At 72.3% G+C, this 24,652-nt stretch carries 19 protein-coding genes and 2 tRNA genes; 11 read left to right on the forward strand and 10 right to left on the reverse strand.

The window, feature by feature from the left end; translation table 11 throughout:
• Positions 1-23 precede the first annotated feature (23 nt).
• From ACYSMR_RS03640 to metG, 4 genes are all read right to left on the reverse strand, one after another.
• Positions 24-797 carry a fumarylacetoacetate hydrolase family protein gene (locus ACYSMR_RS03640; RefSeq protein WP_251331939.1) on the reverse strand — a complete coding sequence of 258 codons (774 nt, stop codon included), beginning with the start codon at positions 795-797 and terminating at the stop codon, positions 24-26.
• Positions 798-862: 65 nt separating this feature from the next.
• Positions 863-1,972 (reverse strand): branched-chain amino acid aminotransferase, encoded by a 1,110-nt coding sequence (locus tag ACYSMR_RS03645; RefSeq protein WP_309125847.1) that lies wholly within the window; start codon positions 1,970-1,972, stop codon positions 863-865.
• Positions 1,973-2,109: 137 nt separating this feature from the next.
• Entirely contained in the window at positions 2,110-3,186 is a 1,077-nt protein-coding gene (locus ACYSMR_RS03650) for a 3-isopropylmalate dehydrogenase (RefSeq protein ID WP_461747406.1), read from the reverse strand.
• An 83-nt stretch (positions 3,187-3,269) separates the two neighbouring features.
• Positions 3,270-4,832: a methionine--tRNA ligase gene (metG, locus tag ACYSMR_RS03655; RefSeq protein ID WP_461747407.1), complete on the reverse strand. Its 1,563-nt coding sequence runs from the start codon at positions 4,830-4,832 to the stop codon at positions 3,270-3,272.
• Between the two features lie 86 nt (positions 4,833-4,918).
• Here metG and ACYSMR_RS03660 point away from each other — a divergent pair, with 86 nt between their 5' ends.
• The 3 genes from ACYSMR_RS03660 (at position 4,919) to ACYSMR_RS03670 (ending at position 8,593) form a co-directional block, all read left to right on the forward strand.
• A complete protein-coding gene (locus ACYSMR_RS03660; protein WP_251331943.1) occupies positions 4,919-5,587 on the forward strand; it encodes an AIM24 family protein in 669 nt (222 codons plus the stop codon).
• A 280-nt stretch (positions 5,588-5,867) separates the two neighbouring features.
• Positions 5,868-7,502, forward strand: a complete 1,635-nt coding sequence (locus tag ACYSMR_RS03665; RefSeq protein WP_461747408.1) for an SLC13 family permease — start codon at positions 5,868-5,870, stop codon at positions 7,500-7,502.
• Positions 7,503-7,531: 29 nt separating this feature from the next.
• Complete coding sequence (locus ACYSMR_RS03670; protein WP_461747409.1) at positions 7,532-8,593, forward strand: tartrate dehydrogenase; 1,062 nt, start codon at positions 7,532-7,534, stop codon at positions 8,591-8,593.
• 88 nt (positions 8,594-8,681) lie between these two features.
• On the opposite strand, the gene ilvC is transcribed toward ACYSMR_RS03670, so the two are convergent.
• The 4 genes from ilvC to ACYSMR_RS03690 all read right to left on the reverse strand — a co-directional run bounded on the left by ilvC (position 8,682) and on the right by ACYSMR_RS03690 (position 13,501).
• Entirely contained in the window at positions 8,682-9,707 is a 1,026-nt protein-coding gene (gene ilvC / locus ACYSMR_RS03675) for a ketol-acid reductoisomerase (protein WP_251331946.1), read from the reverse strand.
• Positions 9,708-9,813: 106 nt separating this feature from the next.
• Positions 9,814-10,323, reverse strand: coding sequence for an acetolactate synthase small subunit (ilvN, locus tag ACYSMR_RS03680; RefSeq protein WP_251331947.1), 510 nt, complete (start codon positions 10,321-10,323; stop codon positions 9,814-9,816).
• A gap of 2 nt (positions 10,324-10,325) precedes the next feature.
• Positions 10,326-12,218 carry an acetolactate synthase large subunit gene (locus tag ACYSMR_RS03685; RefSeq protein WP_251331948.1) on the reverse strand — a complete coding sequence of 631 codons (1,893 nt, stop codon included), beginning with the start codon at positions 12,216-12,218 and terminating at the stop codon, positions 10,326-10,328.
• 269 nt (positions 12,219-12,487) lie between these two features.
• Positions 12,488-13,501, reverse strand: coding sequence for an NAD(P)-dependent oxidoreductase (locus ACYSMR_RS03690; protein ID WP_461747410.1), 1,014 nt, complete (start codon positions 13,499-13,501; stop codon positions 12,488-12,490).
• A 160-nt stretch (positions 13,502-13,661) separates the two neighbouring features.
• Between ACYSMR_RS03690 and ACYSMR_RS03695 the strand changes: the two genes are divergently transcribed.
• Positions 13,662-13,734, forward strand: a tRNA-Lys gene (locus ACYSMR_RS03695).
• 258 nt (positions 13,735-13,992) lie between these two features.
• On the opposite strand, the gene ACYSMR_RS03700 is transcribed toward ACYSMR_RS03695, so the two are convergent.
• Positions 13,993-14,529, reverse strand: coding sequence for a MarR family winged helix-turn-helix transcriptional regulator (locus tag ACYSMR_RS03700; protein WP_251331950.1), 537 nt, complete (start codon positions 14,527-14,529; stop codon positions 13,993-13,995).
• Between the two features lie 202 nt (positions 14,530-14,731).
• Here ACYSMR_RS03700 and bcp point away from each other — a divergent pair, with 202 nt between their 5' ends.
• The 7 genes from bcp (at position 14,732) to ACYSMR_RS03735 (ending at position 23,775) form a co-directional block, all read left to right on the forward strand.
• A complete protein-coding gene (gene bcp / locus ACYSMR_RS03705; protein ID WP_309125427.1) occupies positions 14,732-15,205 on the forward strand; it encodes a thioredoxin-dependent thiol peroxidase in 474 nt (157 codons plus the stop codon).
• A 35-nt stretch (positions 15,206-15,240) separates the two neighbouring features.
• Positions 15,241-15,324, forward strand: a tRNA-Leu gene (locus tag ACYSMR_RS03710).
• 74 nt (positions 15,325-15,398) lie between these two features.
• Positions 15,399-17,009, forward strand: a complete 1,611-nt coding sequence (locus ACYSMR_RS03715) for an ABC transporter substrate-binding protein (RefSeq protein ID WP_461747411.1) — start codon at positions 15,399-15,401, stop codon at positions 17,007-17,009.
• Positions 17,010-17,123: 114 nt separating this feature from the next.
• A complete protein-coding gene (locus tag ACYSMR_RS03720; protein WP_461747412.1) occupies positions 17,124-18,608 on the forward strand; it encodes a malate:quinone oxidoreductase in 1,485 nt (494 codons plus the stop codon).
• 130 nt (positions 18,609-18,738) lie between these two features.
• Entirely contained in the window at positions 18,739-21,891 is a 3,153-nt protein-coding gene (locus tag ACYSMR_RS03725) for an efflux RND transporter permease subunit (protein ID WP_461747413.1), read from the forward strand.
• Positions 21,892-21,966: 75 nt separating this feature from the next.
• Complete coding sequence (locus ACYSMR_RS03730) at positions 21,967-23,079, forward strand: LLM class flavin-dependent oxidoreductase (RefSeq protein ID WP_251331955.1); 1,113 nt, start codon at positions 21,967-21,969, stop codon at positions 23,077-23,079.
• A gap of 261 nt (positions 23,080-23,340) precedes the next feature.
• Positions 23,341-23,775 (forward strand): MarR family winged helix-turn-helix transcriptional regulator, encoded by a 435-nt coding sequence (locus ACYSMR_RS03735; protein WP_461747414.1) that lies wholly within the window; start codon positions 23,341-23,343, stop codon positions 23,773-23,775.
• Between the two features lie 9 nt (positions 23,776-23,784).
• On the opposite strand, the gene ACYSMR_RS03740 is transcribed toward ACYSMR_RS03735, so the two are convergent.
• Entirely contained in the window at positions 23,785-24,609 is an 825-nt protein-coding gene (locus tag ACYSMR_RS03740; protein ID WP_461747415.1) for a transglutaminase-like domain-containing protein, read from the reverse strand.
• Between the last annotated feature and the right edge of the window lie 43 nt (positions 24,610-24,652).

Raw genomic sequence — 24,652 nt, forward strand, 5'->3', positions numbered from 1 at the left:
GGTGGGGTGTCGTGGGGTCCGGGTCAGCGGCGCAGGACGGTGGGCAGCACACCGATGCCCTCGACCTCCACCTCGATGCGGTCGCCCTCGTCGACGATGCCGACGCCGGCCGGCGTGCCCGTGAGGATCACGTCGCCGGGCAGGAGGGTGAACGCCTGGGAGATGTAGGAGACGAGGAAGGGGACGTCGAAGACCATGTCCCGGGTGCTGCCGTCCTGCTTCGTCTCGCCGTTGACGCGGCTGCGCACGGCGAGCGCCGAGGTGTCGAGCTGGGTCTCGATCCAGGGCCCGAGCGGGCAGGCGCCGTCGAAGCCCTTGGCGCGGGCCCACTGCCCGTCCGTCCGCTGGACGTCGCGGCCGGTGAGGTCGTTGGCGCCGGTGTAGCCGAAGACGACCTCGGGCACCCGCTCCACGGGGACGTCCTTGCACATCCGCCCGATGACGACGGCGAGCTCGGCCTCGTAGGAGACCTCCTCGGTCCAGGAGGGCAGCGTCACGGGGTCGCCCGGCCCGGCGACGGCGGTGTTGGGCTTGAGGAACAGCAGCGGGGAGGTGGGCAGCTCGTTGCCCAGCTCGGCGGCGTGGTCGGCGTAGTTGCGCCCGACGCACACGATCTTGGAGCGCGGGATCACGGGGGCCAGGAGGCGGACGTCGGCGAGGTCGTGGACCTGTTCGGTGGGGTGGATCCCGGTGTAGAAGGGGTCGCCCGCGAGGACGGTGAGGGTCTCCGCTCCCGGCCCGCCCTGCACCGCGCCGAAGTGGATCTCGTTGTCGACCGTGAACCTGGCAATACGCATGGGTCCAGGCTATCCCACGGTCCGCACGGCCCCGCGCGGCCTCGGGGCCGCGCGGGGGGTGCGGCTCAGACGAGGCGGGTGAGCCAGCCGTGGGGGTCCTCGGCGCGGCCGGTCTGGATGTCCAGCAGCTGCTTGCGGATGTCCATGGTGACCTCGCCGGGACGGGCCCCCTCGTCGCCGATGGTCCCCTCGGTGGACAGGAGCCGGCCGATCGGGGTGATCACGGCGGCGGTGCCGCAGGCGAACGCCTCGGTGATCCGCCCGCTCTGCCAGCCCTCGCGCCACTCGTCCAGGGCGAAGCGGCGCTCCTCGACGGCCATTCCCCGGTCCTTGGCGAGCTGGATGATGGAGCTGCGGGTGACGCCCTCGAGGATGGTGCCGGTGAGCTCCGGGGTCACGAGCGTGCCGTCGTCGTAGACGAAGAAGACGTTCATCCCGCCCAGCTCCTCGACGGCGTCCCCGCGGTCGTGGTCCAGGAACATCACCTGCTGGCAGCCGTGGGTGTCGCCCTCGATCTGCGCGATGAGGGAGGCCGCGTAGTTCCCGCCGCACTTGGCGGCGCCGGTGCCGCCGCGGCCCGCGCGGGCCCAGTTGCGGGAGAGCCAGATGTCCACCGGCTTGACGGGGCCGCCGAAGTAGTTGCCCGCCGGGGAGGCGATCACCGAGTACAGCACCTGCCGGGACGGGCGCACGCCGAGGAACGCCTCCGTGGCGATCATGAAGGGGCGCAGGTAGAGGGACTCGCCCTCCCCGTCGGGGACCCACTGCTCGTCCACGGACACGAGCTCCCGGAGGGAGTCCAGGAACATCTCCTCGGGCAGCTCCGGCAGCGCCAGCCGGCGGGCGGAGCGGTTGAGCCGGGCGGCGTTGGCCTCGGGCCGGAAGGTCCACACGGACCCGTCCGCGTGCCGGTACGCCTTGAGCCCCTCGAAGATCTCCTGGCCGTAGTGGAGGACCGCGGCGGCCGGGTCCAGCACCAGCGGTCCGTACGGCTCGATCCGCGCGTCGCTCCAGCGGCCCGTGCCGGCGACGACGTCGCCGAACCAGTCGATCTTCACCATGTGGTCGGAGAAGTTCGTGCCGAAGCCCGGGTCGGCGAGGACGGCCGCCCTGACCTCCTCCGGGACGGGGTCCGGGTTGAGGTGGTGGGCGAAGGTGGTGGGCTGTGTGGTCACTGCGTCTCCCTGCGGGGTCGACCCCGTGGCGACCGGCACGCGGGGCGGGCGGATGGTTCGTGCTCCAGCCTATCCCCGCCGCACCGTGCGGCGCGGCGGGGACGCGGAGGGGCCCGGGGCGGCGGCCCGCCCGGGGCTCAGCGCAGGGCCGCGAGGACGCCGTCGCCGATCTGCGCCGTGGTGCGCTCCTCGTGGCCGTGCTCGGCGAGGTCCTGCTCCACGGCGGCCTCGACGCGGGCGGCGAGCTCGGGGTGGCCCAGGTGGTCGAGCATCATGGCGGCGGCCAGGATCGCGGCGACCGGGTTCGCCTTCTGCTGCCCCGCGATGTCGGGTGCCGAGCCGTGGACGGGCTCGAACATCGACGGGGCGGTGCGGTCGGCGTTGATGTTGCCGGCCGGGGCGAGGCCGATCCCGCCGCTGACGGCCCCGGCGAGGTCGGTGAGGATGTCGCCGAAGAGGTTGTCGGTGACGATGACGTCGAAGCGCGAGGGGTCGGTGGTGAGGAAGATCGTGGCGGCGTCCACGTGCAGGTAGTCGACGGCCACCTGCGGGTACTCCGCGCCGATCTCCTCGACGAGGCGGGCGTAGAGCCGCCCGGCGTTGACGAGCACGTTGTGCTTGTGCACCAGGGTCAGCTTCCGGCGCTCCCGCCGGGCGGCGAGCTCGAAGGCGTAGCGCACGAGCCGGCGCACCCCGTAGGCGGTGTTGAGGGAGACCTCGGTGGCGATCTCGGCGTCGGTGCCCGCGCGCAGCCGCCCGCCGTTGCCGGCGTAGGGGCCCTCGGTGCCCTCGCGGACCACCACGAAGTCGATCTCCCCCGGCCGGGCCAGCGGGCTCGTGGTGCCCGGGAACAGCTTCGACGGGCGGAGGTTCACGAAGTGGTCCAGGCTGAAGCGCATCCTCAGCAGGACGTCGCGCTCGATGATCCCGGAGGGCACCCGCTGGTCGCCCGGGGCGGCGCCGACCGCGCCGAAGAGGATGGCGTCGCAGGCCCGCAGCTCCTCGAGCGTCTGCTCGGTGAGGGTCTCCCCCGTCTCGAGCCAGTGCTGGGCGCCGAGCCCGAACCGGTGCTTCTCCACGGTGAGACCGGCACCGGAGGTCACGGCGTCGAGGACCTTCTCGGCCTCGGCCACGACCTCCGGGCCGATCCCGTCGCCGGGCACGACGGCGATGCTCAGGTGGGTGGGGGCTGCTGCGGGTGTCGAGTCGCTCATTCCGCCAGGATATGAGCGCCGTCACGGTCCTATCCACGGACCGGACGGACGTCTCACATCCCGGACAGCCAGGCGTGCCCGGCTCAGGCCTGCAGCACGGCGGGCTCCTCGTAGCGCGGGAAGACCGGCGCGGGCTTCGGCAGCTCGGTGCCCGCGGCGATGGGCGTGCCCAGCGCGGCGAACAGGCGGGCCTCCCCCTCGGGCTGGCCGAGGACGTCGAGCAGCCGGGCCGCGGAGCCGGGCATGACTGCCTGGACGAGGATGCCCACGACCCGCACGACCTCGAGCGTCACCCACAGGACCGTGGCCATGCGCTCGGGGTCGGTCCTGCGCAGCTTCCACGGCTCCATCGCGCTGAAGTACCGGTTGGTCTCGGCGACCACCTTCCAGACGAGCTCGAGCGCGCGGTGGAACTGCTGCTCGTCGAACTCGGCGCGCACCGATGCGTAGAGCCCGGCCGCGGCGTCGAGCAGGGCGCGGTCCTCGGCGGTGAGCTCCCCCGGCGCGGGCACCCGGCCCTCGCAGTTCTTGGCGACCATGGACAGCGAGCGCTGGGCGAGGTTGCCGAGGTCGTTCGCGAGGTCGGAGTTGATCCGGTTGCGGATCCCGTCGTGGGAGTAGCTGCCGTCCTGGCCGAAGGGCACCTCGCGGAGCAGGAAGAAGCGCAGCGGGTCGAGGCCGTACTCGGCGACGAGGGCGTGCGGGTCGATGACGTTGCCCACGGACTTCGACATCTTCTCGCCCTGGTTGAACAGGAACCCGTGGGCGAAGACCCGCTTGGGCAGGGGCAGGCCGGCGGACATGAGGAACGCCGGCCAGTACACGGCGTGGAAGCGGGCGATGTCCTTGCCGATGACGTGGGCGTCGGCCGGCCAGTAGGTGCGGAACAGCTCGGAGCCGGTGTCCGGGAAGCCCGCGCCGGTGAGGTAGTTGGTCAGGGCGTCCACCCACACGTACATCACGTGGTCGGGGTTGCCGGGCACGGGCACGCCCCAGTCGAACGTGGTGCGGGAGATCGACAGGTCCTCCAGCCCGGAGCGCACGAACGAGGCGACCTCGTTGCGGCGGGTCTCGGGCAGGACGAAGCCCTCCTGCTCGTAGAGGTCCAGGAGCTGGTCCTGGTAGGCGGAGAGCCGGAAGAAGTAGGACTCCTCCTCGGTCCAGGTGACCTCCGTGCCGGTGCCGGTGGAGTAGCGGGCGCCGTCCTCGCGCAGCTCGGTCTCGTCCTCGGCGTAGTAGGCCTCGTCGCGCACCGAGTACCAGCCCGCGTACTTGCCGAGGTAGATGTCCCCGGCCTCCTCCATGCGCCGCCACAGCGCCGCGGACGCCGCGTAGTGGTCGGCGTCCGTGGTGCGGATGAACCGGTCGTAGGAGATGTTGAGGGCGTCGTCCATCTCCCGGAAGCGCGCCGCGTTGCGGTCCGCGAGCTGCCGGGCGGTGAGGCCCTCCTTCTCCGCGGTCTGCTGCATCTTCTGCCCGTGCTCGTCGGTGCCCGTCAGGAAGCGGACGTCGAAGCCGTCCAGCCGCTTGAACCGGGCCATGACGTCGGTCGCGATGGCCTCGTAGGCGTGCCCGATGTGCGGGGCGCCGTTGGGGTACGCAATGGCCGTGGTGATGTAGTACGGGGTGCGGTCGGAAGAAGTCACGGCGTCCACTCTACCGATCCCGCATTTGCCGTGGCCGCAGTGCCACGATGGGTGGGACAGCGTGCACCCGATCCCAGGAGGCCACCGTGCGCAGCGAGCTCTTCGCCCAGGACAACTTCGAACGCCAGAGCCACGAGCGGTGGACGCTCCAGTCGGAGCGCATGCTCCGGGTGGGGCTGGGCCCCGACGTCGTCGCCACCAAGGGGGCGATGGTCGCCTACCAGGGGCAGATGGGGTTCAGGCACGAGGGCTCCGGGTCCATCGGCAAGCTGATGAAGAAGGTCCTCACCAACGAGGACGCCCCCATGATGCGCGTCTCCGGCCAGGGCGAGGTGTTCTTCGCCCGGCAGGCCCGCAACGTCTTCACCGTGCTGCTCGAGGGCGAGGCCCTGACGGTCAGCAGCGACGCCCTGCTCGCCTTCGACGACACCCTGGGCTGGGACATCCGCCGGCTCCAGGGGGCCGGGCTGATGGCCGGCGGGCTGTTCAACCTGGAGCTGTCCGGCCACGGCATGCTGGCCCTGTGCGCCGACGGCGCCCCGATGATCCTCGACTGCTCGCAGCAGCCCACGTTCGTGGATCCGCAGGCCGCCGTGGCGTGGTCCGCGAACCTGGCCCCGGGGATCAAGAACGACCTGTCGATGGGCTCGCTGCTGCGCGGGGGCTCCGGCGAGGCGTTCCAGCTCGCCTTCCACGGCCCGGGCTTCGTCATCGTCCAGCCCTCCGAGGGCCTGCCCGTGGTGCGCCAGGCCTGAGCCGCCCGCCGGGCGGGCGCGCCCGGGCACGGACATCCGAGCGCGTCACAATGGCACATTCCCCGGGGCCGCCGGAACGGTCCCGGACGACGGGCCCGCCCGCCGCGGTCCGGGCCGCGAGGGCGCCCGTGACCTGCGACGACGGGCGCCCGGCCACCTCCGCCCGAGCCGGTGCGACGATCCATCGGTTTTTCCTATCCGTGCAGTAGCCAACAAACCTTGGACGTGACGCAGCTCACAGGAGCATGGTTGTGCTATCCGACGAGGAAGGACCAGGACCGTGCAGATCCAGGAACCGGCGCCCTCGGGAGCGCCCAGCACACCCGCACCGCCTCGCACCGACGTGCGCGCGGCCCTGCTGGGGGGCAAGACGTTCCGCAGCCTCAGCGAGCAGACCCTGACCCCGCGGGAGGAGAAGTTCGAACGGGCCCGCCAGACGACCGGGCTCTTCCTCGCCCCGGCGGCGGCGATCCTGTTCGCGCTGCTGCCGCTGGACCTGGACCGCACCCAGCACCTGCTGGCCGCGGTGCTGCTGGGGGTGATCATCCTGTGGATCACCGAGCCGGTGCCCATCCCCGTCGGTGGGCTCATCGGCGTGGCCGCGATCGTGATCCTCGGGGTCGCCCCGGCCCCGGACGTGCTGGCCCCGTTCGGCTCCACCACGATCTTCACCTTCATCGGCGCCTTCATCCTCGCCGCGGCGATGCTCAAGCACGGCATCGCCCAGCGCCTGGCCTTCGCCGTGCTCTCCCTGCCCGGGGTGGGCAAGTCCACCTACCGCATCATCATCGCCTTCGGCGTGATCACCTGCATGCTCTCGGCCTTCGTCTCCAACACCGCCACCGTGGCGATGCTCATGCCCACCGCCCTGGGCATCCTGGCGGTGATCGCCCAGATGATGCAGGACCGCGGGATCGTCAAGGCCGACTTCGACCCGCTGCGCCTGCGCGTGGGGGCGGCCCTGCTGCTGATGCTCGCCTACGGCGCCTCCGTGGGCGGGCTGCTCACCCCGGTGGGCTCGCCCCCGAACCTCATCGGGCGCGGGCTCATCGAGGAGGCCACCGGCACCCGGATCTCCTTCGCCCAGTGGATGGCCACCGCCTTCCCCATCTGCCTGGCCATGTTCGTGGTCCTGGCGGCGGTCATGTTCCTGCTCAACAAGCCCGAGGTGCGCCGGATCGAGGGCGTGGAGGAGTACATCCGCGAGCAGAAGGCCACCCAGGGCCCGATGTCGCGGGCCGAGAAGAACACCCTCGTCGCCTTCGGCCTCACCGTCACCCTGTGGCTGCTGCCGGCCGTGGCCAGCCTGATCGGCGGCACCGAGTCGGCCGCCTACATCTTCCTCGACGACCGACTCGACGAGGGCATCGTCGCCGTGCTCGGCGCCTCCCTGCTGTTCGTCCTGCCCACCAACTGGGCCAAGCGCGAGGCCACCCTGACTTGGTCGGACGCGGCGAAGATCGACTGGGGCACCATCATCCTCTTCGGCACCGGCATCATCTTCGGCTCCCTGCTGGCCGCCACCGGGCTCGCCGAGACCATCGGCACCGGCGCGGCCGAGAACCTGGCCATCACCAACGTCGTGGCGATCACCGTGTTCTCCGCGGTGCTGGCCATCCTCATCTCGGAGACCACCTCCAACACCGCCTCGGCGGCGGTGATCGTGCCCATCGTCATCCCGCTGTGCCAGGCCATCGGGGTCGATCCCTTCGTCCCGGCCCTCGCGGCCACGTTCGCGGCGTCCTTCGGATTCATGCTCCCGGTCTCCACCCCGCAGAACGCCATCGTCTACGGCACCGGGGCCGTGCCCATCACCCGCATGATCCGCACCGGCATCGTCTTCGACGTCCTCGGCGCGATCCTCATCATCACGATCATCCCCGTGATGATCAGCATCACCGGGATCAGCGGCTGAGGCCGGGAAGCCAGCAGGAGGAGCACCACGTGGAGAGCACACGCCGCTACACCGTCGACGTCATCGCCGGCGACGGCATCGGCCAGGAGGTCACCCCGGCGGCCATGCGCTGCGCCGACGCCGTCGCGCAGGCGCACGGGTTCCGGATCGACTGGCGCGAGCGCGACTGGGGCTCGGACCGGTACCGCGCGCACGGGCGGATGATGCCCGTGGACGGGCTGGAGACGCTGGCCACCGGGGACGCGATCCTGCTCGGGGCCGTGGGCGCCCCGGACATCGCCGACGAGGTGACGCTGTGGGGGCTGCTCATCCCGATCCGCCGCGAGTTCCTGCAGTACGTGAACCTGCGGCCCATCCGCATCCTGCCCGGGGTGGTCTCCCCCCTGCGCGGGGTGGACGAGCTGGACCTGGTCATCGTGCGCGAGAACGTCGAGGGCGAGTACTCCGAGGTCGGCGGCCGGCTCTACCGCGGCCGCCCCGAGGAGATGGCCGTCCAGGAGTCGGTGTTCACCCGGACCGGGGTCGCCCGCGTGGCCCGCTACGCGGCCGAGCTCGCCCGGACCCGCGGCGGGCGGCTCGTCTCGGCGACCAAGTCCAACGGCATCATCCACACGATGCCGTTCTGGGACGAGGTCGTGGCCGAGGTCGTGGCCGGGTACCCGCAGGTGCAGGTCGAGAAGGTGCTCATCGACGCGCTGGCCGCGCGCCTGGTGCTGAAGCCGCACAGCGTGGACGTGGTGGTGGCGTCCAACCTCTTGGGTGACATCCTCTCCGACCTCGTGGCGGGGGTCGCCGGGTCCATCGGGGTCGCCCCCAGCGCGAACCTGAACCCGGAGAAGGCCCACCCCTCCATGTTCGAGCCGGTCCACGGCTCCGCCCCCGACATCGCGGGACGGGGCGTCGCCAACCCCGTGGGCACGATGTGGGCGACCGCCATGATGCTGGACCACCTCGGGGAGCCCGACGCGGCCCGCGCCCTGGAGGCGGCGTTCGAGCAGGCCATGGCCGCCGGCGTGCGCACCGCCGACCTGGGCGGGAGCGCCGGCACCGAGGAGTTCACGCGCGAGGTGCTGGCCCGCTGCACGGCCTGAGCACGCCCGGACACCGCCTGAGCACGACGACGCCGCGCCGCCCCCGGGAGGGGACGGCGCGGCGTCGTCGTGCGGGGAGCGCGGCCGGTCAGCGCGCCGCGGTGCCCTCGACGTAGTCCGCGTCGGGCGAGGTCCAGGCGAAGAGCCGGCGCAGCTCGCGGCCGGTGACCTCGATCGGGTGGGACTCCTCCTTCTCGCGCAGCTTCTTGAACTCGGCGCCGCCGTTGTCCTGGTCCTCGATGAAGCGCTTGGCGAAGGTGCCGTCCTGGATGTCGGCCAGCACGGCCTTCATGTTCTCCTTGACCGCGGGGCCGATCACGCGGGGACCGGAGACGTAGTCGCCGTACTCGGCGGTGTCCGAGATGGACCAGCGCTGCTTGGCGATGCCGCCCTCGACCATGAGGTCCACGATCAGCTTGAGCTCGTGGAGCACCTCGAAGTAGGCGATCTCCGGCTGGTAGCCGGCCTCGGTGAGGGTCTCGAAGCCGTACTGGACGAGGTGGGACATGCCGCCGCACAGCACGGCCTGCTCACCGAAGAGGTCGGACTCGGTCTCCTCGGTGAAGGTGGTCTTGATGACGCCGGCGCGGGTGCCGCCGATGGCCTTGGCGTAGGACAGGCCCAGCTCGAGAGCCTTGCCGGAGGCGTCCTTCTCCACGGCGACGAGGGCGGGCACGGCGCGGCCGGCCTCGAACTCGCGGCGCACGGTGTGGCCGGGGCCCTTGGGGGCGACCATGACGACGTCGACGCCCTCGGGGGCCTCGATGTAGCCGAAGCGGATGTTGAAGCCGTGGGCGAAGAAGAGGGCGTCGCCGTCCTGGAGGTTCGGGGCGATGGACTCGGCGTAGACGTGGCGCTGGACCTGGTCCGGGGTCAGGATCATGATGACGTCGGCCTCCTTGGCGGCGTCCTCGACGCTGAGGACCCGCAGGCCCTCGGCCTCGGCCTTGGCCTTGGAGCGGGAGCCCTCGGCCAGGCCGATCCGGACGTCGACGCCGGAGTCGCGCAGGTTCAGCGCGTGGGCGTGGCCCTGGGAGCCGTAGCCGATGACGGCGACGGAGCGGTCCTGGATGATCGAGAGGTCGGCGTCGTCGTCGTAGAAGATCTCTGCCATGGGGGTGTCTCCTTGCAGCGTGGATGGGCGCGGCGGTGGGACCGCCGCGAGAACGGTTCAGGGGTGTCGGCGGGCCGGCGCCCGCGGCCACCGCCGCCCGGGGGCGTCAGTGGCGCAGGGCGCGGTCGCTCATCGACTTCGGACCACGTCCGAGGGCCAGCGTACCGGCCCGGACGATCTCCCGGACGCCGAAGGGCTCCAGGACGTCCAGCAGCGCCCGGAGCTTGTCCGGGGCGCCGGTGGCCTCGATGACGAGCGACTCGGTGGAGACGTCGACAACGGTGGCACGGAACAGGTCTGCGGCTTGGGTGACCTGCAGACGGGTCGCGGCGTCGGCACGGACCTTGACCATGATGTGGTCACGCTGCACCGACGACTCGGGGGTGAGCTCGACGATCTTGAGGACGTTGATCAGCTTGTTCAGCTGCTTCGTGACCTGCTCGAGCAGCTCGCCCTCGGCCTCCACCACCACGGTGATGCGGGAGACGCCCTCGAGCTCCGTGGGTCCCACGGCGAGCGAGTCGATGTTGAAGGCGCGCCGGGCGAACAGCCCGGCCACGCGGGTCAGCACGCCCGGCTTGTCCTCGACGAGCACGGAGAGGGTGTGTCGGCTCATGGTCAGTCCTCCTCGTCCCAGTCGGGGGTCATGTTGCGGGCGATCTGGATCTGGTCGTTGGACACGCCGGAGGGGACCATGGGCCACACCATCGCGTCGGCGGAGACCACGAAGTCGATCACCACGGGGCGGTCGTTGATCGCGAGGGCCTGCTTGATGACGTCGTCCACGTCCTCGTCGCGGGTGCAGCGCAGGGCGGCGCACCCGTAGGCGTCGGCGAGCTTCACGAAGTCGGGGACCATGATGCTGTCGTGGCCGGTGTTCAGGTCGGTGTTGGAGTACCGGCCGTCGTAGAACAGCGTCTGCCACTGGCGCACCATGCCCAGCGAGGAGTTGTTGATCACCGCCACCTTGATGGGGATGTTGTTGATGACGCAGGTGGCGAGCTCCTGGTTGGTCATCTGGAAGCAGCCGTCGCCGTCGATCGCCCACACGGTGCGCTCGGGCTGGGAGACCTTGGCGCCCATCGCGGCCGGCACGGCGAAGCCCATGGTGCCCAGGCCGGCGGAGTTCAGCCACTGCCGGGGCCGCTCGTACTGCACGAAGTGCGAGCTCCACATCTGGTGCTGGCCCACGCCGGCGACGTACACGGCCTCGGGGCCGGTGAGGGCCGAGAGGCGCTCGACGACGTACTGCGGGGTGCCCAGCCCGTCGGCCGGCTTGGGGTAGCCGAGGGGGTAGGTGGCCCGGAGGCTGCTCAGGGTGGACCACCACGCGGAGAGGTCGGGGGTGCCGCTGCGCTCGAACTCCTGGTGCACCGCGGTCACGAGGTCGGGGATGATCTCCTTGACGTCGCCCACGATCGGGACGTCGGCGGTGCGGTTCTTCGAGATCTCCGCCGGGTCGATGTCCGCGTGGATCACCTGGGCGGTGGGGGCGAACGTCTCGAGGTGGCCGGTGACGCGGTCGTCGAAGCGCGCGCCCAGGGTGATCAGCAGGTCCGCCTGCTGCATCGAGTACACGGCGGGGACCGTGCCGTGCATGCCCGGCATGCCGAGGTTCTGCTCGTGGGAGTCGGGGAACACGCCGCGGGCGGTGAGGGTCGTGACGACCGGGGCCCCGGTCAGCTCGGCCAGCTCCATGAGCTCGGCCGCGGCGTCGGCGCGCATGGTCCCGCCGCCCACGTAGAGCACGGGGCGCTGCGCGGCGGCGATGAGCCGGGCGGCCTCGCGGATCTGCTTCGAGTGCCCGCGGGAGACGGGGCGGTAGCCGGGCAGGTCCATCCGCGGCGGCCAGGAGAACGTCATGGTGTCCTGCTGGGCGTCCTTGGCGATGTCCACGAGCACGGGGCCGGGCCGGCCGGTCGAGGCGAGGTGGAAGGCCTCGGCGAGCACGCGCGGGATGTCCTGGGCGCGGGTCACGAGGTAGGAGTGCTTGGTGATGGGCATCGTCATGCCGACGATGTCCGCCTCCTGGAAGGCGTCCGAGCCGATCACCTTGGACGAGACCTGGCCGGTGATCGCGACCATGGGGATGGAGTCCATGTGCGCGTCCGCGATCGCGGTGACGAGGTTGGTGGCGCCGGGCCCGGAGGTCGCGATGCACACCCCCACGCGGCCCGAGGCCAGCGCGTAGCCCTCGGCGGCGTGGCCGGCGCCCTGCTCGTGGCGGACCAGGATGTGGTTGATCCGGTCGGTGTCCATCAGCGGGTCGTAGGTCGGCAGGATGGCGCCGCCGGGCAGGCCGAACACGTCGGTGACGCCGAGCTCCTCCAGCGACCGGATGACGGCCTGCGAGCCGGTCATCTGCATGGGCGGCACGGTGTTGCCGGGGCCGTGGACGACCGGGGCGGCCGGGACGACGTGCTCGGGGGCCCCCGGAGGCCGGTGGTCGGCGGCGGTGTCGACCCGCTTGGTGGCCATCAGCGCCGGGCTGATCGGCTGTCCCTTGCTCATGTCGCTGTCCTTCGTGGTCTCGATGGTTCCGTCTCGCCCCGCCGCCCCGGTGGTGCCGGGCAAGAAAAAAGGCCCTCGCTGCACCGGTGGTGCGACAGGGCCCGTTGCGCTCGATGAGTCGGCGGCTCAGGCCCCGCGTCCGACGAGGACGCGTACCGTGAGCTGGACGACACCGAGGCTGAGCTGCATGGCTCAATGCTCTGCCTCCGGACGAAGGGTGTCAAACTTCGGACCCCCCGTCCCACCATGTGAGACAAAGCACGTGCGGCCTACGACCGGGCGGGCGGGAAGGCCAGGCGGCCCTCCTGCTGCAGGAACAGGGGGCGCTCCCCCGCCGCGAGCCGCCCGAGCTGGGCCTCGAGCAGCCGGCGCACCCGGGGGCGGAAGGAGGCGTTGGACCCGCCCGTGTGGGGGGTGAGGAGCGAGCCGGGGGCCCGCATCAGCGGGTGGTCGGCGGGCAGCGGCTCCGGCTCGACGACGTCGAGGGCGCAGCGCAGCCGGCCGGACACGACCTCCGCCGTCAGCGCCGGGGTGTCCACCACGCGGCCGCGGCCCACGTTGACCACGAGCGCGTCGTCGGGCAGCCGGGAGAGCAGCCGGGCGCCGACGAGCCCGTCGGTGGCCGGACTGGAGGGCAGGGGCACGACGAGGACGTCGGTGCGGGCCAGCAGCCCGGGCAGCTCGTCCACCCCGTGGACGGGACCGTGCTCGTCGGTGCGGGCGCGGGACGCCACCCGGGTGATCTCGACCTCGAAGGGGCGCAGGCGGTCCACGACGGCGGAGCCGATCTCGCCCACCCCGAGCACCAGCACGCGGCTGTCGGCCAGGGAGCGGCTCTCGAAGCGGGCGTAGACGCCCTCGCGCTGCTGCAGCACGGCGCGGGGGATCTCCCGCTGGGCGGCGATCATCAGCCCGAGCGCCAGCTCGGCCGTGCCGGCCGCGTGCACCCACCCCGCGGTGGTCAGCGCCAGGTCCGGGCCGACGGCCTCCGGCACCCCGTCGAAGCCCGTGGTCTGCAGCTGCACCAGCTTCAGCCCGGTCGCCGCGGGGAGGGCGTGCCGCCAGGCGCTCGTGGCGTAGGGGGCCACCGCCACGTCCACCTCGTCGGGGCGCGCCCCCACCGGGTCCCCGGCCATGTCCCAGAGCACGTAGCGGAAGCCGGGCACGCGGCCGGCGAGGTGGTCGACGAGCTGCTGCTCGGGCAGGGAGACGACGCGCAGCGCGGACAGTGGCAGCGGGGGCGGGGGCGCGGACGAGGGCGCGCCGGACGGTGCGGAGGCCATGACCGCCATGCTAGACGGGCCCGCGGCGGCCGGGACCGAGTGGACAAGCACGGACGACGTGGTAGAGTCTTCTCTCGTTGCGAGGCGAGGAAGGGCGCGAGCCGGGACGCACGATTCGGTCCACGGACCGGTCCGTGCTAGTGTTCTTGCCGCACGACAAGCGCCTCTAGCTCAATTGGCAGAGCAATTGACTCTTAATCAATGGGTTCTCGGTTCGAGTCCGAGGGGGCGCACCCACGAACGAAGGCCCGACCAGGCAGAACGCCCGGTCGGGCCTTCGTCGTACCCGGCCCTCCGCCGCACCCGGGCCCTCGTCGGCCGCGCCCGGGCAGCAAAAAACCCGGAACGCGCAGGCATCCCGGGTGGCCCTTCGCGGAGACCCTGGGCCGGGGTCCCCGCCCACGTGCACGCACGGGCCGGCGACCCCGTCGCGCCCCGTGCCGTTCGCGCCCGCACCCCGCACCCGCCGCCGCGGGTGCGCGGAGCAGGGATCAGGAGGAGGTGTCGGCCGGAGCGATGGCCTCGGCCGTGTCCCGGACCTCCTCGGCCGAGGTGGCGTCGGGCGAGCCGGCGTCGGTGACGGTGCCGTCGGGCTGGACCCGCAGCTTCCAGCGGGCACCGCCCAGGGTGGTGATGATGTCGGCGAGGGTGCGGCGCAGGGACTCGTCGGTGAGCAGCCCGTCCCCCACCAGCTCGTCCTCGAGCTGGGTGGCGGCCTCGAGGATCCGCTGGCCCTCGGGGGTGATCGACACGAGGTGGCTGCGCCGGTCCCGCACGTTCTTGGAGCGGGTGACGTGGCCGTGGAGCTCGAGCCGGTGCAGGGTCTTGCCCATGGTCTGGGCCTGGACCCGCACCCGGTGGGCCAGCTGGGCCTGGGTCATGCTCCCCGCCGTCTGGAGGACGTCGAGGGCCATGACCCCGGCATGGGTCACGCCGAGCGAGGCGAGGCGTTCGTTCCACGCGTGCTCCACGAGCCGCGCAGCCGTCGATAGCAGTCGATTTGTCGGCCATTGAGTGGTGAAAGGCATGCGAAGCATTCTACCGACCCGGAAGGGGGAAATCAGCACCATGCTAAGCAAACTTACGAGCATTTCACTCCACGTGAACGCCGAGTCGTCCGGATCACGCCGTTGCGGGCCGCCAGGACGGCCCGGGGAGCCGGCGGTAGGGTTCGGGGACCGGACCACGCCCGCAGCGCCCCGCGCTGCCCGACCCCACGGAGGACCACCCATGGCCGCACGTCTCGAGCCGGGCCAGCAGGCCCCGGACTTCACCCTGCCCGACGCCTCGGGCCGCCCCGTCTCCCTGGCCGAGCACCGCGGCCGGCGCACCGTCGTCTACTTCTACCCGAAGGCCGCCACGCCCGGGTGCACCACGCAGGCCTGCGACTTCCGCGACAGCCTCGACCGGTTCACGGCCGAGGGCTTCGCCGTGCTGGGGATCTCCCCCGACGGCCCGGAGGCGCTGGCCCGCTTCGCCCGGGACCAGTCCCTCACCTTCCCGCTGCTGTCCGACCCCGACCACGAGGTGGCCGAGGCCTACGGCGCCTGGGGCGAGAAGAAGAACTACGGCAGGACCTACGAGGGCCTCGTGCGCTCCACCGTCGTGGTCGGCGCGGACGGGACCGTCGAGCTCGCCCAGTACAACGTCAAGGCGTCCGGCCACGTCGCGAAGCTGCGCCGGGACCTCGGGCTCACCGCCTGAGGCTAGGATGGGCGGGGGTCCCGAGGGGCCCTTCGGCGCGAGTGGTGGAACTGGCAGACACGCAGGATTTAGGTTCCTGTGCCCTGACCGGCGTGCGGGTTCGAGTCCCGCCTCGCGCACCGCACGGCCCCGGGCCCGGCCCGGGGCCGAGGCCCCACAGCGACGACCGACCCGGCGAGGCAGCGAAGGACCCATGGCGCCCAGGCGAACCCCCCGCACCGCGGCCGCGCTCCTGCTCGTCGCCGGGCTGGTCGGGCTGAGCGCCTGCTCCCCCGGCGAGGACGCGCCCGGCCCGGCGGGCTCCGGGCCCCCGGCCGTGCCCACCCGCACGTTCGTCTTCGCGAATGCCGCGGAGGCGCCCACCCTGGACCCCGCGACGGTCGACAACCTCGAGACCTCCCGGATCGCCACGCAGGTGCTCGACGGCCTCGTGGCCGCGGACCCTTCGACCGGAGAGCCGGCGCCGGCGCTGGCGACGTCGTGGAGGGTGTCCGGGGACGGGCTGTCCTACACCTTCGCGCTGCGCGAGGACGTGCGCTTCCACGACGGCACGGAGCTGGACGCCGCCGCGGTGTGCGCCAACTTCGAGCGCTGGGAGTCCCTCGGGGCCGACGGGTCCCGGACGCCCTTCGACACCGTCTTCCGCACCAACGCGCGCGGCACGGCGCCCGTCTACGAGGACTGCACCGCGTCCTCGCCCTCCACGGTGGTGCTCTCCCTGGCGACGGAGCACACCCCGCTGCTGCGGGCCCTGACCCAGCCGGCCTTCGGGATCGCCTCCCCGGCGTCGCTGGCCGCGGGGACCCAGGGCGAGCACCCCGTGGGGACCGGCCCCTTCCGGTACGCCTCGGGCGACGGCGCGTCCGTGGAGCTCACCGCGAACCCCGACTACTGGGGCGAGCTCGGCGACATCGGCACCCTCGAGTTCCGCACGATCGCCGAGCCCGAGCTGCGCTACGTGGCCCTGCGCCGGGGCCAGGTCGACGGCTACGACCAGGTCGGCCTGGACTCCTTCGCGCCCCTGGCCCGGCACGGCGTCCAGGTGCTCCAGCGCGACCCGTACTCGGTGTCCTACCTGGGCATCAACCAGGACGTCGAGCCGCTCGACGACCCGGAGGTGCGCGCCGCCATCGCCGCCGCGGTGGACCGGGGGGCGATCGTGCGCGAGCACTACCCGGACGGCACCCGGGTGGCCGACCAGTTCCTGCCGGCGCGCTTCGCGCTGGACGGCACGGACCTGCGGGTCCCCTCCTACGACCCGCAGCGGGCGCGGGAGCTGCTCGCGTCCTCCAGCTACGACGGCGAGCCGCTGCGATTCTACTACCCCCGCAACACGTCGCGGACGTACATGCAGGAGCCGGAGAAGGTCTACGCGGACATCGCCGCGCAGCTGGTGCGCGCGGGCTTCGTCATCGAGCCGGTCCCCGTGGACTGGTCCGACGGGTACGTGGAGCAGGTGCAGGACCCCGACGGCGACCACGCCCTGCACCTGCTGGGCTGGAACGGCGGCTACCGCGACCCCGACTACTTCATGGCCGCGCTCTTCGGCACCCCCAACGGCGAGTTCGGCCTGGCGGAGACCTCCCTGTTCGGGGTCGTCAACCGCGCGGCGAGGCTGCCCGACGGGGACGACCGCTCGGGGGCATACGTGTCCATCAACAACCGCGTCTCGCGCATCCTGCCGGCCGTTCCCCTCGCCCACCCGATCTCCGCCGTGGCGGTGGACGGCTCGGTCGAGTCCTTCCCCCTGACGTCCACGGGCTTCGAGCAGTTCAACCGGGTCCGCCTCGACCCGGCCGGCTGAGCTCCCGGGCGGCGGGGACCCCGGGATTCCGGAAACGTCGGCGCGGAGCGTTACTCTGTTCCCGACCATTCACCGGCGCACCGGAGCGCCGGCCGTCCAACGGGAGCAGCGACTGTGACATCACCTCAGGCAACGGAATCGACCGACGTCCTCCTGATCGGCGGAGGCATCATGAGCGCCACGCTCGGCGTGTTCCTCAAGGAGCTCGAGCCGCAGTGGGGGATCACGTTGCTGGAGCGCCTGGACCAGGTCGGCGCCGAGAGCTCCAATGTCTGGAACAACGCCGGCACCGGTCACTCCGCGCTGTGCGAGCTCAACTACGCACCGCAGGCCGCGGACGGCTCCGTGGACCCGGCCAAGGCCCTGAGCATCAACGAGCAGTTCCAGCTCTCCCGCCAGTTCTGGGCCTCCCTCGTCTCCGAGGGCAAGCTCCAGGACGCCGGCACGTTCATCAACCCCGTCCCGCACATGTCCCTGGTCTTCGGCGACGCCCACGCCGACTACCTGCGCCGGCGCTACGAGGCGTTCAAGCCGCACAAGCTGTTCGAGCGCATGGAGTTCACCGAGGACCGCGAGAAGATCGCCGAGTGGGCCCCCCTGACCATGCACGGCCGCGGCGCCGGGCGCGTGGCCGCGTCCTGGTCCCCCGAGGGCACCGACGTCGACTTCGGCGAGCTCACCCGCCAGCAGGTCGCGCACCTGCAGGCGAAGGGCGGCACCGTCCGCTACGGCCAGCAGGTCGTGGACCTCGACCGCCAGAGCGACGGCAGCTGGGTCGCCAGGGTGAAGAACCGGCTCAACGACGAGGACCACCGGCTCGTCCGGGCCCGGTTCGTCTTCGTGGGCGCGGGCGGCGGCGCCCTGCCGCTGCTGCAGAAGTCCGGCATCGCCGAGGCCAAGGGCTACGGCGGGTTCCCCGTCTCCGGCCTGTGGTTGCGCAACACCGTCGAGGCCGTGGCCTCCCAGCACGACGCCAAGGTCTACGGCCAGGCCTCCATGGGCGCCCCGCCCATGTCGGTCCCCCACCTCGACACCCGCTACGAGCACGGCAAGCGCGCCCTGCTCTTCGGCCCGTACGGCGGGTTCAAGCCCAACTTCCTCAAGCAGGGCTCCTTCCTGGACCTCCCGCTGTCCGTGCGCCCGCACAACATCTACCCGATGACCCGCGCGGGCCTGGCCAACCTGGACCTCGTGAAGTACCTGCTGAGCGAGCTCGCGAAGACGAAGAAGCAGCGCGTCGAGGCCCTGCAGCAGTTCTTCCCGACCGCCGACGGCTCGCAGTGGGAGCTCGTGGAGGCCGGTCAGCGCGTGCAGGTCATGAAGCGGGACAAGCAGAAGGGCGGCGTGCTGCAGTTCGGCACCGAGCTCATCACCTCCGCGGACGGCTCCATCGCCGGCCTGCTGGGCGCCTCCCCCGGCGCCTCCACGGCCGTGCCGATCATGCTCAACCTGCTCGGCAAGGCCTTCCCCGCCCGGATGCCCGCGTGGGAGCCCCGGATCAAGGAGCTCATCCCGTCCTACGGCGTGAAGCTCGACGAGCACCCGCAGCTCGCGGACGAGGTCATGGGCCACACCGCCCGGGTGCTCGGCATCCGCTGACGCGCCGGCCGCGAGGCATTGCGACCGAGGCCCCGACCCACTGGTTCGGGGCCTCCGTCGTCCCCGGACTAGGCTGGGAACGATCCGTGCCGGCGCTCTTCCCCGGCACACCCACACACGAGGAGCACGAGTGTTCCAGCTCGCCCGGGCCTCCATGGCCAACCGTGCCCTGATCGTCCTCATCACCCTGTTCGTGGCCGTGTTCGGCGTCTTCAGCCTGCGCTCGATGAAGCAGGAGCTGATCCCGTCCCTGGAGATCCCGGTCATCAGCGTCGTCTCCGCGATGCCCGGGGCCTCCGCCGCCGTCGTGGACGAGCAGGTGGGGCAGCCGCTGGAGCGCGCGCTGAACATCGTGGAGGGCCTGGAGACGTCGTCGTCGACCTCGAGCAGCGGGCTGTCGAGCATCCGGCTGGGCTTCGAGTACGGCACGAACCTCGACCGGGCGCGCAACCAGGTCGAGCGGGCGATCTCCAACACCGCCGGGCAGCTGCCCGAGGACGTCGAGCCGACCTCCTTCGCCGGGTCCGTGGCGGACTTCCCCATCCTCTTCCTCGCCGTCTCCTCCGACCAGGAGCTCAGCGCCCTCGCCGCGGACCTCGAGCGGCTCACGGTCCCGGAGCTGCAGCAGATCGAGGGCGTGCGCTCCGCCGAGGTCAGCGGCGCCCCGGAGCAGGCGGTGTCCATCCTGCCGGACCCGGCACGGCTGGCCGCCGCGGGAGCCACCCCCGCCGACATCCGCACGGGCCTGGAGGAGAGCGGTGGCCTGGTGCCGGTGGGCACGGTCGACGGCGCCGGGACCAGCATCCCGGTCCAGGCCGGCTCCCCCCTGAACTCCCTCGAGGCCGTGCGGGCCGTCCCGCTGGCCGGGGACCGGGAGCAGCCGGTCACGGTGGGCGAGGTGGCGACCGTGGAGCTCGTCGACCAGGAGCAAACCTCGATCACCCGCACCAACGGCGAGCCCACGCTGGCGGTGTCCGTGACCAAGACCCCCGACGGCGACACGGTCGGGATCTCCCACGCCGCCACGGGGATGGTCCCGGAGCTCGAGGAGCAGCTGGGCAGCGGCGCGCGCATCACCCCGATCTTCGACCAGGCCCCCTACATCGAGCGCTCCATCCACGACCTGACGATCGAGGGCCTGCTCGGCCTCGTCTTCGCGGTGCTCGTGATCCTCGTGTTCCTGGCCTCGCTGCGCTCCACGCTGGTCACGGCGATCTCCATCCCGCTGTCCCTGCTGGCCACCTTCATCGGCATCGACGCCCTCGGCTACTCGCTGAACCTGCTGACGCTGGCCGCCCTGACGCTGTCGATCGGGCGCGTGGTGGACGACTCGATCGTGGTCATCGAGAACATCAAGCGCCACTACGGGACCGTCGACCTGAGCACGGACCCGGCCAACGCCAGGACCCGGGCGATCCTCACCGCGGTGCGGGAGGTCGCCGGGGCGGTCACGGCCTCGACCCTGATCACCGTGGCGGTGTTCGTGCCCATCGCCTTCGTCGGGGACGTGACCGGCGAGCTGTTCCGGCCCTTCGCGCTGACGACGACCCTCGCGCTGCTGTCCTCCCTGGTCGTGTCGCTGACCATCGTCCCGGTGCTCGCGTACTGGTTCCTGCGGGACCCCCGGCTGGCGCGGTCCCGGCGCGGGCGGGCGTCGGCCCGGCCCTCCCGCCCCGCCCCGTGGGCACGGGCGGCCCCGGTGCCGACCACGCGCCTGGAGAAGACCTACCTGCCCGTCCTGCGCGGCACCCAGCGCCACCCGGGGCTGACCCTGGCGGCGAGCGTGCTGGTCCTGGCCGGGACGGCGGCGCTGCTGCCGACCCTGCCCACGAACCTGCTCGGCGACACCGGGCAGAACACCATGACGATCGACCAGGAGCTGCCGCCGGGCACCGCCCTGGAGGTCACCGAGCAGAGGGCCGCCGAGGCCGAGGCCGTGCTCGCCCGGACGGACGGGATCCGCGACGTGCAGGTCACCATGGGCCCGGGCGGCGGCTTCTCGGCCTTCCTGCCGGGCAACGGGACGAACAGCGCGACCTACAGCGTGGTCACGGACCCGGAGGCCGACCAGGTGGCCCTGCGCGAGACCGTGCGCCGGGAACTGGGCGAGCTGGAGGGCGCGGGCGAGTTCGAGGTCGGGGGCAGCCAGGGCTTCACCAGCAGCGACGTCGAGGTGCAGATCACCGCCCCGGACCAGGACGCGCTCGCCGCGGCGGACGAGGCCGTGGTCGGGGCGATGCGCGGCATCGGCTCGGCCACGCAGGTCACCAGCAACCTCGCCGCCACGCAGCCGGCCGTCGTCGTCACCGTCGACCGTGCCGCCGCCGCCGCCCGCGGGCTGACCGAGGAGGAGGTGACCGGGCTGCTCGCCGGCACGGTCAACCCCATCCCGGCCGGCACCGTCGAGCTCGAGGCCGACCAGGTCGCCGTGCGCATCGGCGAGGGGCGGGCGGTGGCCAGCATCGAGCAGCTGCGCGCCCTGCCGGTGCCCGCCGAGGGCGGGGCGGCGCGGCTGTCCGACGTCGCCCGGGTCGAGGAGGTGCTGACGCCGGAGACCATCACCTCGAGCGGGGGCCGGCGCACCGCGACCATCGCCGTCACCCCGGGCACGGACGACCTGGGCACCACGTCCGCGGAGGTCGCCGACGCCCTCGCCGCGCTCGAGCTGCCGCAGGGGGCCGCCGCCGAGCTCGGCGGCGCGGCGACGGAGCAGCGGTCGACGTTCCAGCAGCTGGGCCTCGCCGTGCTCGCCGCGATCGCCATCGTCTACATCGTCCTCGTGGCGGCCTTCCGGTCCCTGGCCCAGCCGCTGATCCTGCTGGTCTCCATCCCCTTCGCCGCGACGGGCGCGGTGCTGGCCCTGCTCGTCTCCGGCGTGCCGCTGGGCCTGGCGTCACTGGTGGGCGTGCTCATGCTCGTGGGCATCGTGGTGACCAACGCGGTGGTGCTCATCGACCTCATCAACCAGTACCGCGGTCCCGAGCACGGGATGGGGCTCGAGGAGGCGATCGAGAAGGGCGCGGCCCGGCGCCTGCGCCCCATCGTCATGACGGCCCTGGCCACGGTGCTCGCCATGACGCCCATGGCGCTGGGGCTCACGGGCGAGGGCGGCTTCATCTCCCAGCCCCTCGCCGTCGTGGTCATCGGCGGCCTGGCGTCCTCGACGCTGCTGACCCTGGTGCTCGTGCCGGTGCTCTACCGCCTCCTGGAGTCCCGGCGGCTCGCCCGCTCCCGCCGGCGCGAGGAGCGCATCGCCGCCCGCACGGCCCCCCGGAATAATTAGTGACGTGTCCACGTTTTCCGGATGACGGCGTCGCGGCACCCCGCCGCGTCCCGCGGACCCGCACCAGGAGGACCCATGCAGATCGGCGTGTTCAGCGTCTCGGACATCACCCCCGACCCGACCACGGGGCGGACGCCCACCGAGCACGAACGGATCACGGCCCAGATCGCCATCGCCCGCAAGGTCGAGGAGATCGGGATGGACGTCTACGCGATCGGGGAGCACCACAACCCGCCGTTCTTCTCGTCCTCGCCCACCACGCTGCTGGCGGCAATCGCCGCGCAGACCGAGCGCATCATCCTCTCCACGGCGACCACGCTGATCACCACGAACGATCCCGTGAAGATCGCCGAGGACTTCGCGATGCTCCAGCACGTGGCGCAGGGCCGGGCGGACCTGACCCTGGGCCGCGGCAACACCGGGCCGGTCTATCCCTGGTTCGGCAAGCGCCAGCAGGACTCCGTGAACCTCACCGTGGAGAACTACGCCCTGCTGCGCCGGCTGTGGGACGAGGAGGTCGTGGACTGGACCGGGACCTTCCGCGCCCCGCTCCAGCACTTCACCTCGACCCCGCGGCCGCTCGACGGCGTCGCGCCGTTCGTGTGGCACGGCTCGATCCGCACCCCGCAGGTCGCCGAGGTCGCCGCCTACTACGGCGACGGCTTCTTCGCCAACAACATCTTCTGGCCGCGGGAGCACTTCAAGCGGCTCATCGACCTCTACCGGGAGCGCTACGAGCACTACGGGCACGGCGCCGCCGACCAGGCGATCGTGGGCCTCGGCGGGCAGTTCTTCATGCGCCCCAGCTCCCAGGACGCCGTGCGGGAGTTCCGCCCCTACTTCGACAACGCGCCCGTGTACGGGCACGGTCCCTCCCTCGAGGACTTCACGGCGCAGACGCCGCTGACCGTGGGCTCCCCGCAGGAGGTGCTCGAGCGCACGCTCGGCTTCCAGGAGTACTTCGGGGACTACCAGCGGCAGCTGTTCCTGATCGACCACGCGGGCCTGCCCCTGGCCACCGTGCTGGAGCAGCTGGACCTGTTCGGCGAGCACGTCCTCCCCGAGCTGCGCCGGGAGCTGGACGCCCGGCGCCCCGCCCACGTGCCGGACGGCCCCACCCACGCGGCGCGCGTGCGGGCGCGCACCGGGGCGCCCGCCGGGCAGCAGGAGGCGCCGGTCCGCGGCTGAGCACCGTGTGACAGCGTGCGGGCACGTGCTCTTTCGTGGACGTTTGCACAAGAAAACCAATGGGGGTGCCTGGGCCCGTCCCGGCACCCCCGGGCCGCCCCCGGAGCATCGGCGCTGGTCATCCCGGCAACGGCCCGCCGCCGGCCTCGGCGTCGGCCTCCGGGCCCCGGAGGGGCCCCCGAAAGGGGGACACCCGCGCCCGGGTGCATCGATGAAACGCGGTCGTAGCATGAAGGCGTGCCCCGCAGAGAGACAGATCGCGTGCAGACGAGCGCCGACGCCTGGGAGGCCCTCTACAGGGCCCAGGTGGCGGTGATGCGGCGCCTGCAGCGACAACCCGAGTTCGCGGACCTGTCCGCCCGTGAGTACGACGTGCTCTTCAACCTCTCCCGTGCCGACGAGGCGGGGATGCGGCTCAACGAGCTCAACGAGTACGTCCTGCTCACGCAGTCCAGCCTCAGCCGCATGCTCGAGCGCCTCGAGCTGAAGGGGCTGGTGCATCGCTGGCAGGACCCCCAGGACCTGAGGGGCCTGAGGATCCGCCTCACGGAGAAGGGCCGGGCCATGCAGCTCGAGATCGCCGAGCAGTTCCGGCTGCACGTGCACGAGCTCATGACCGCGGGCCTGGACCAGGAGGAGCTGCTCATCCTGACCCGGCTGGCCGAGCGCCTGCGGGACGCCGTCACCTCCCTCTGAGCCCGCCGGCTACAGGGGAAGGACCACCCGGGCCCGCGGGTCCTCCTCGGCGCGCGCCGAGGACACGGCGGACACCTGCATCCCGCCCAGCGCGACGCTCCCGCCCAGCGTGGTCATGAAGGCGGTCTCCGAGGCGTCGGCCCCCGTGGCGATGCGCACGAACTCCGAGCGCGGGGCGAGCCCGGTGGCGTCGAGGACGTACCAGGTGCCGTCGTGCCAGGCCTCCACGACGGCGTGGAAGTCCATCGGGTCGAGCCCGGGCGCGTACACCGACACCAGCCGGGCGGGGATCGCGAGGGCCCGCAGCAGCGTGATCACCAGGTGCGCGTAGTCGCGGCACACGCCCCGCCGGCTGAGGAAGGTGTCCACCGCGGTGTCGGTGCCGGCCGACGCGCCCGGGACGTAGTCGAGGTGCTCGTGCACCCAGTCCCGCACCGCCTGGAGCGTCCCGTAGCCGCCGGCCCCGCCGGCGGCGCCCGGGAAGAGGGCCTGCGCGGTGCCGACCATCTCGTCGAAGGGGCAGAAGCGGCTGGGCCGCGTGTAGCGCACGTGGTCCACCGAATCGGCCGGCGGGGCGGCGGCGGGGGCGCCGTCCAGCTCCAGCCGGTAGGACACGGAGCACTCGGTGCCGCCGGGCACGCGGGCCAGGTGCAGGCGGGTGCCGTGCAGGTCCAGGCTCTCCTCGAGCGGCACCTGCCGCCCGTCCACCAGCAGGCGCAGGCTCTCCCCGGCCGGGGCCGCGCCGCCGGGGCGGGCGACGGCGAGGGAGAACACCGCGAGGTGGTCGGTCTCGGCGGTGAAGTCCACCTGGGCGGCGACGGTGCGCGTGGTCACGAGGGTCCTCTCGGAGGGTCCGGCCTGGTCGGAGCGGTGGTCC

The organism is Kocuria sp. U4B (assembly GCF_054875615.1).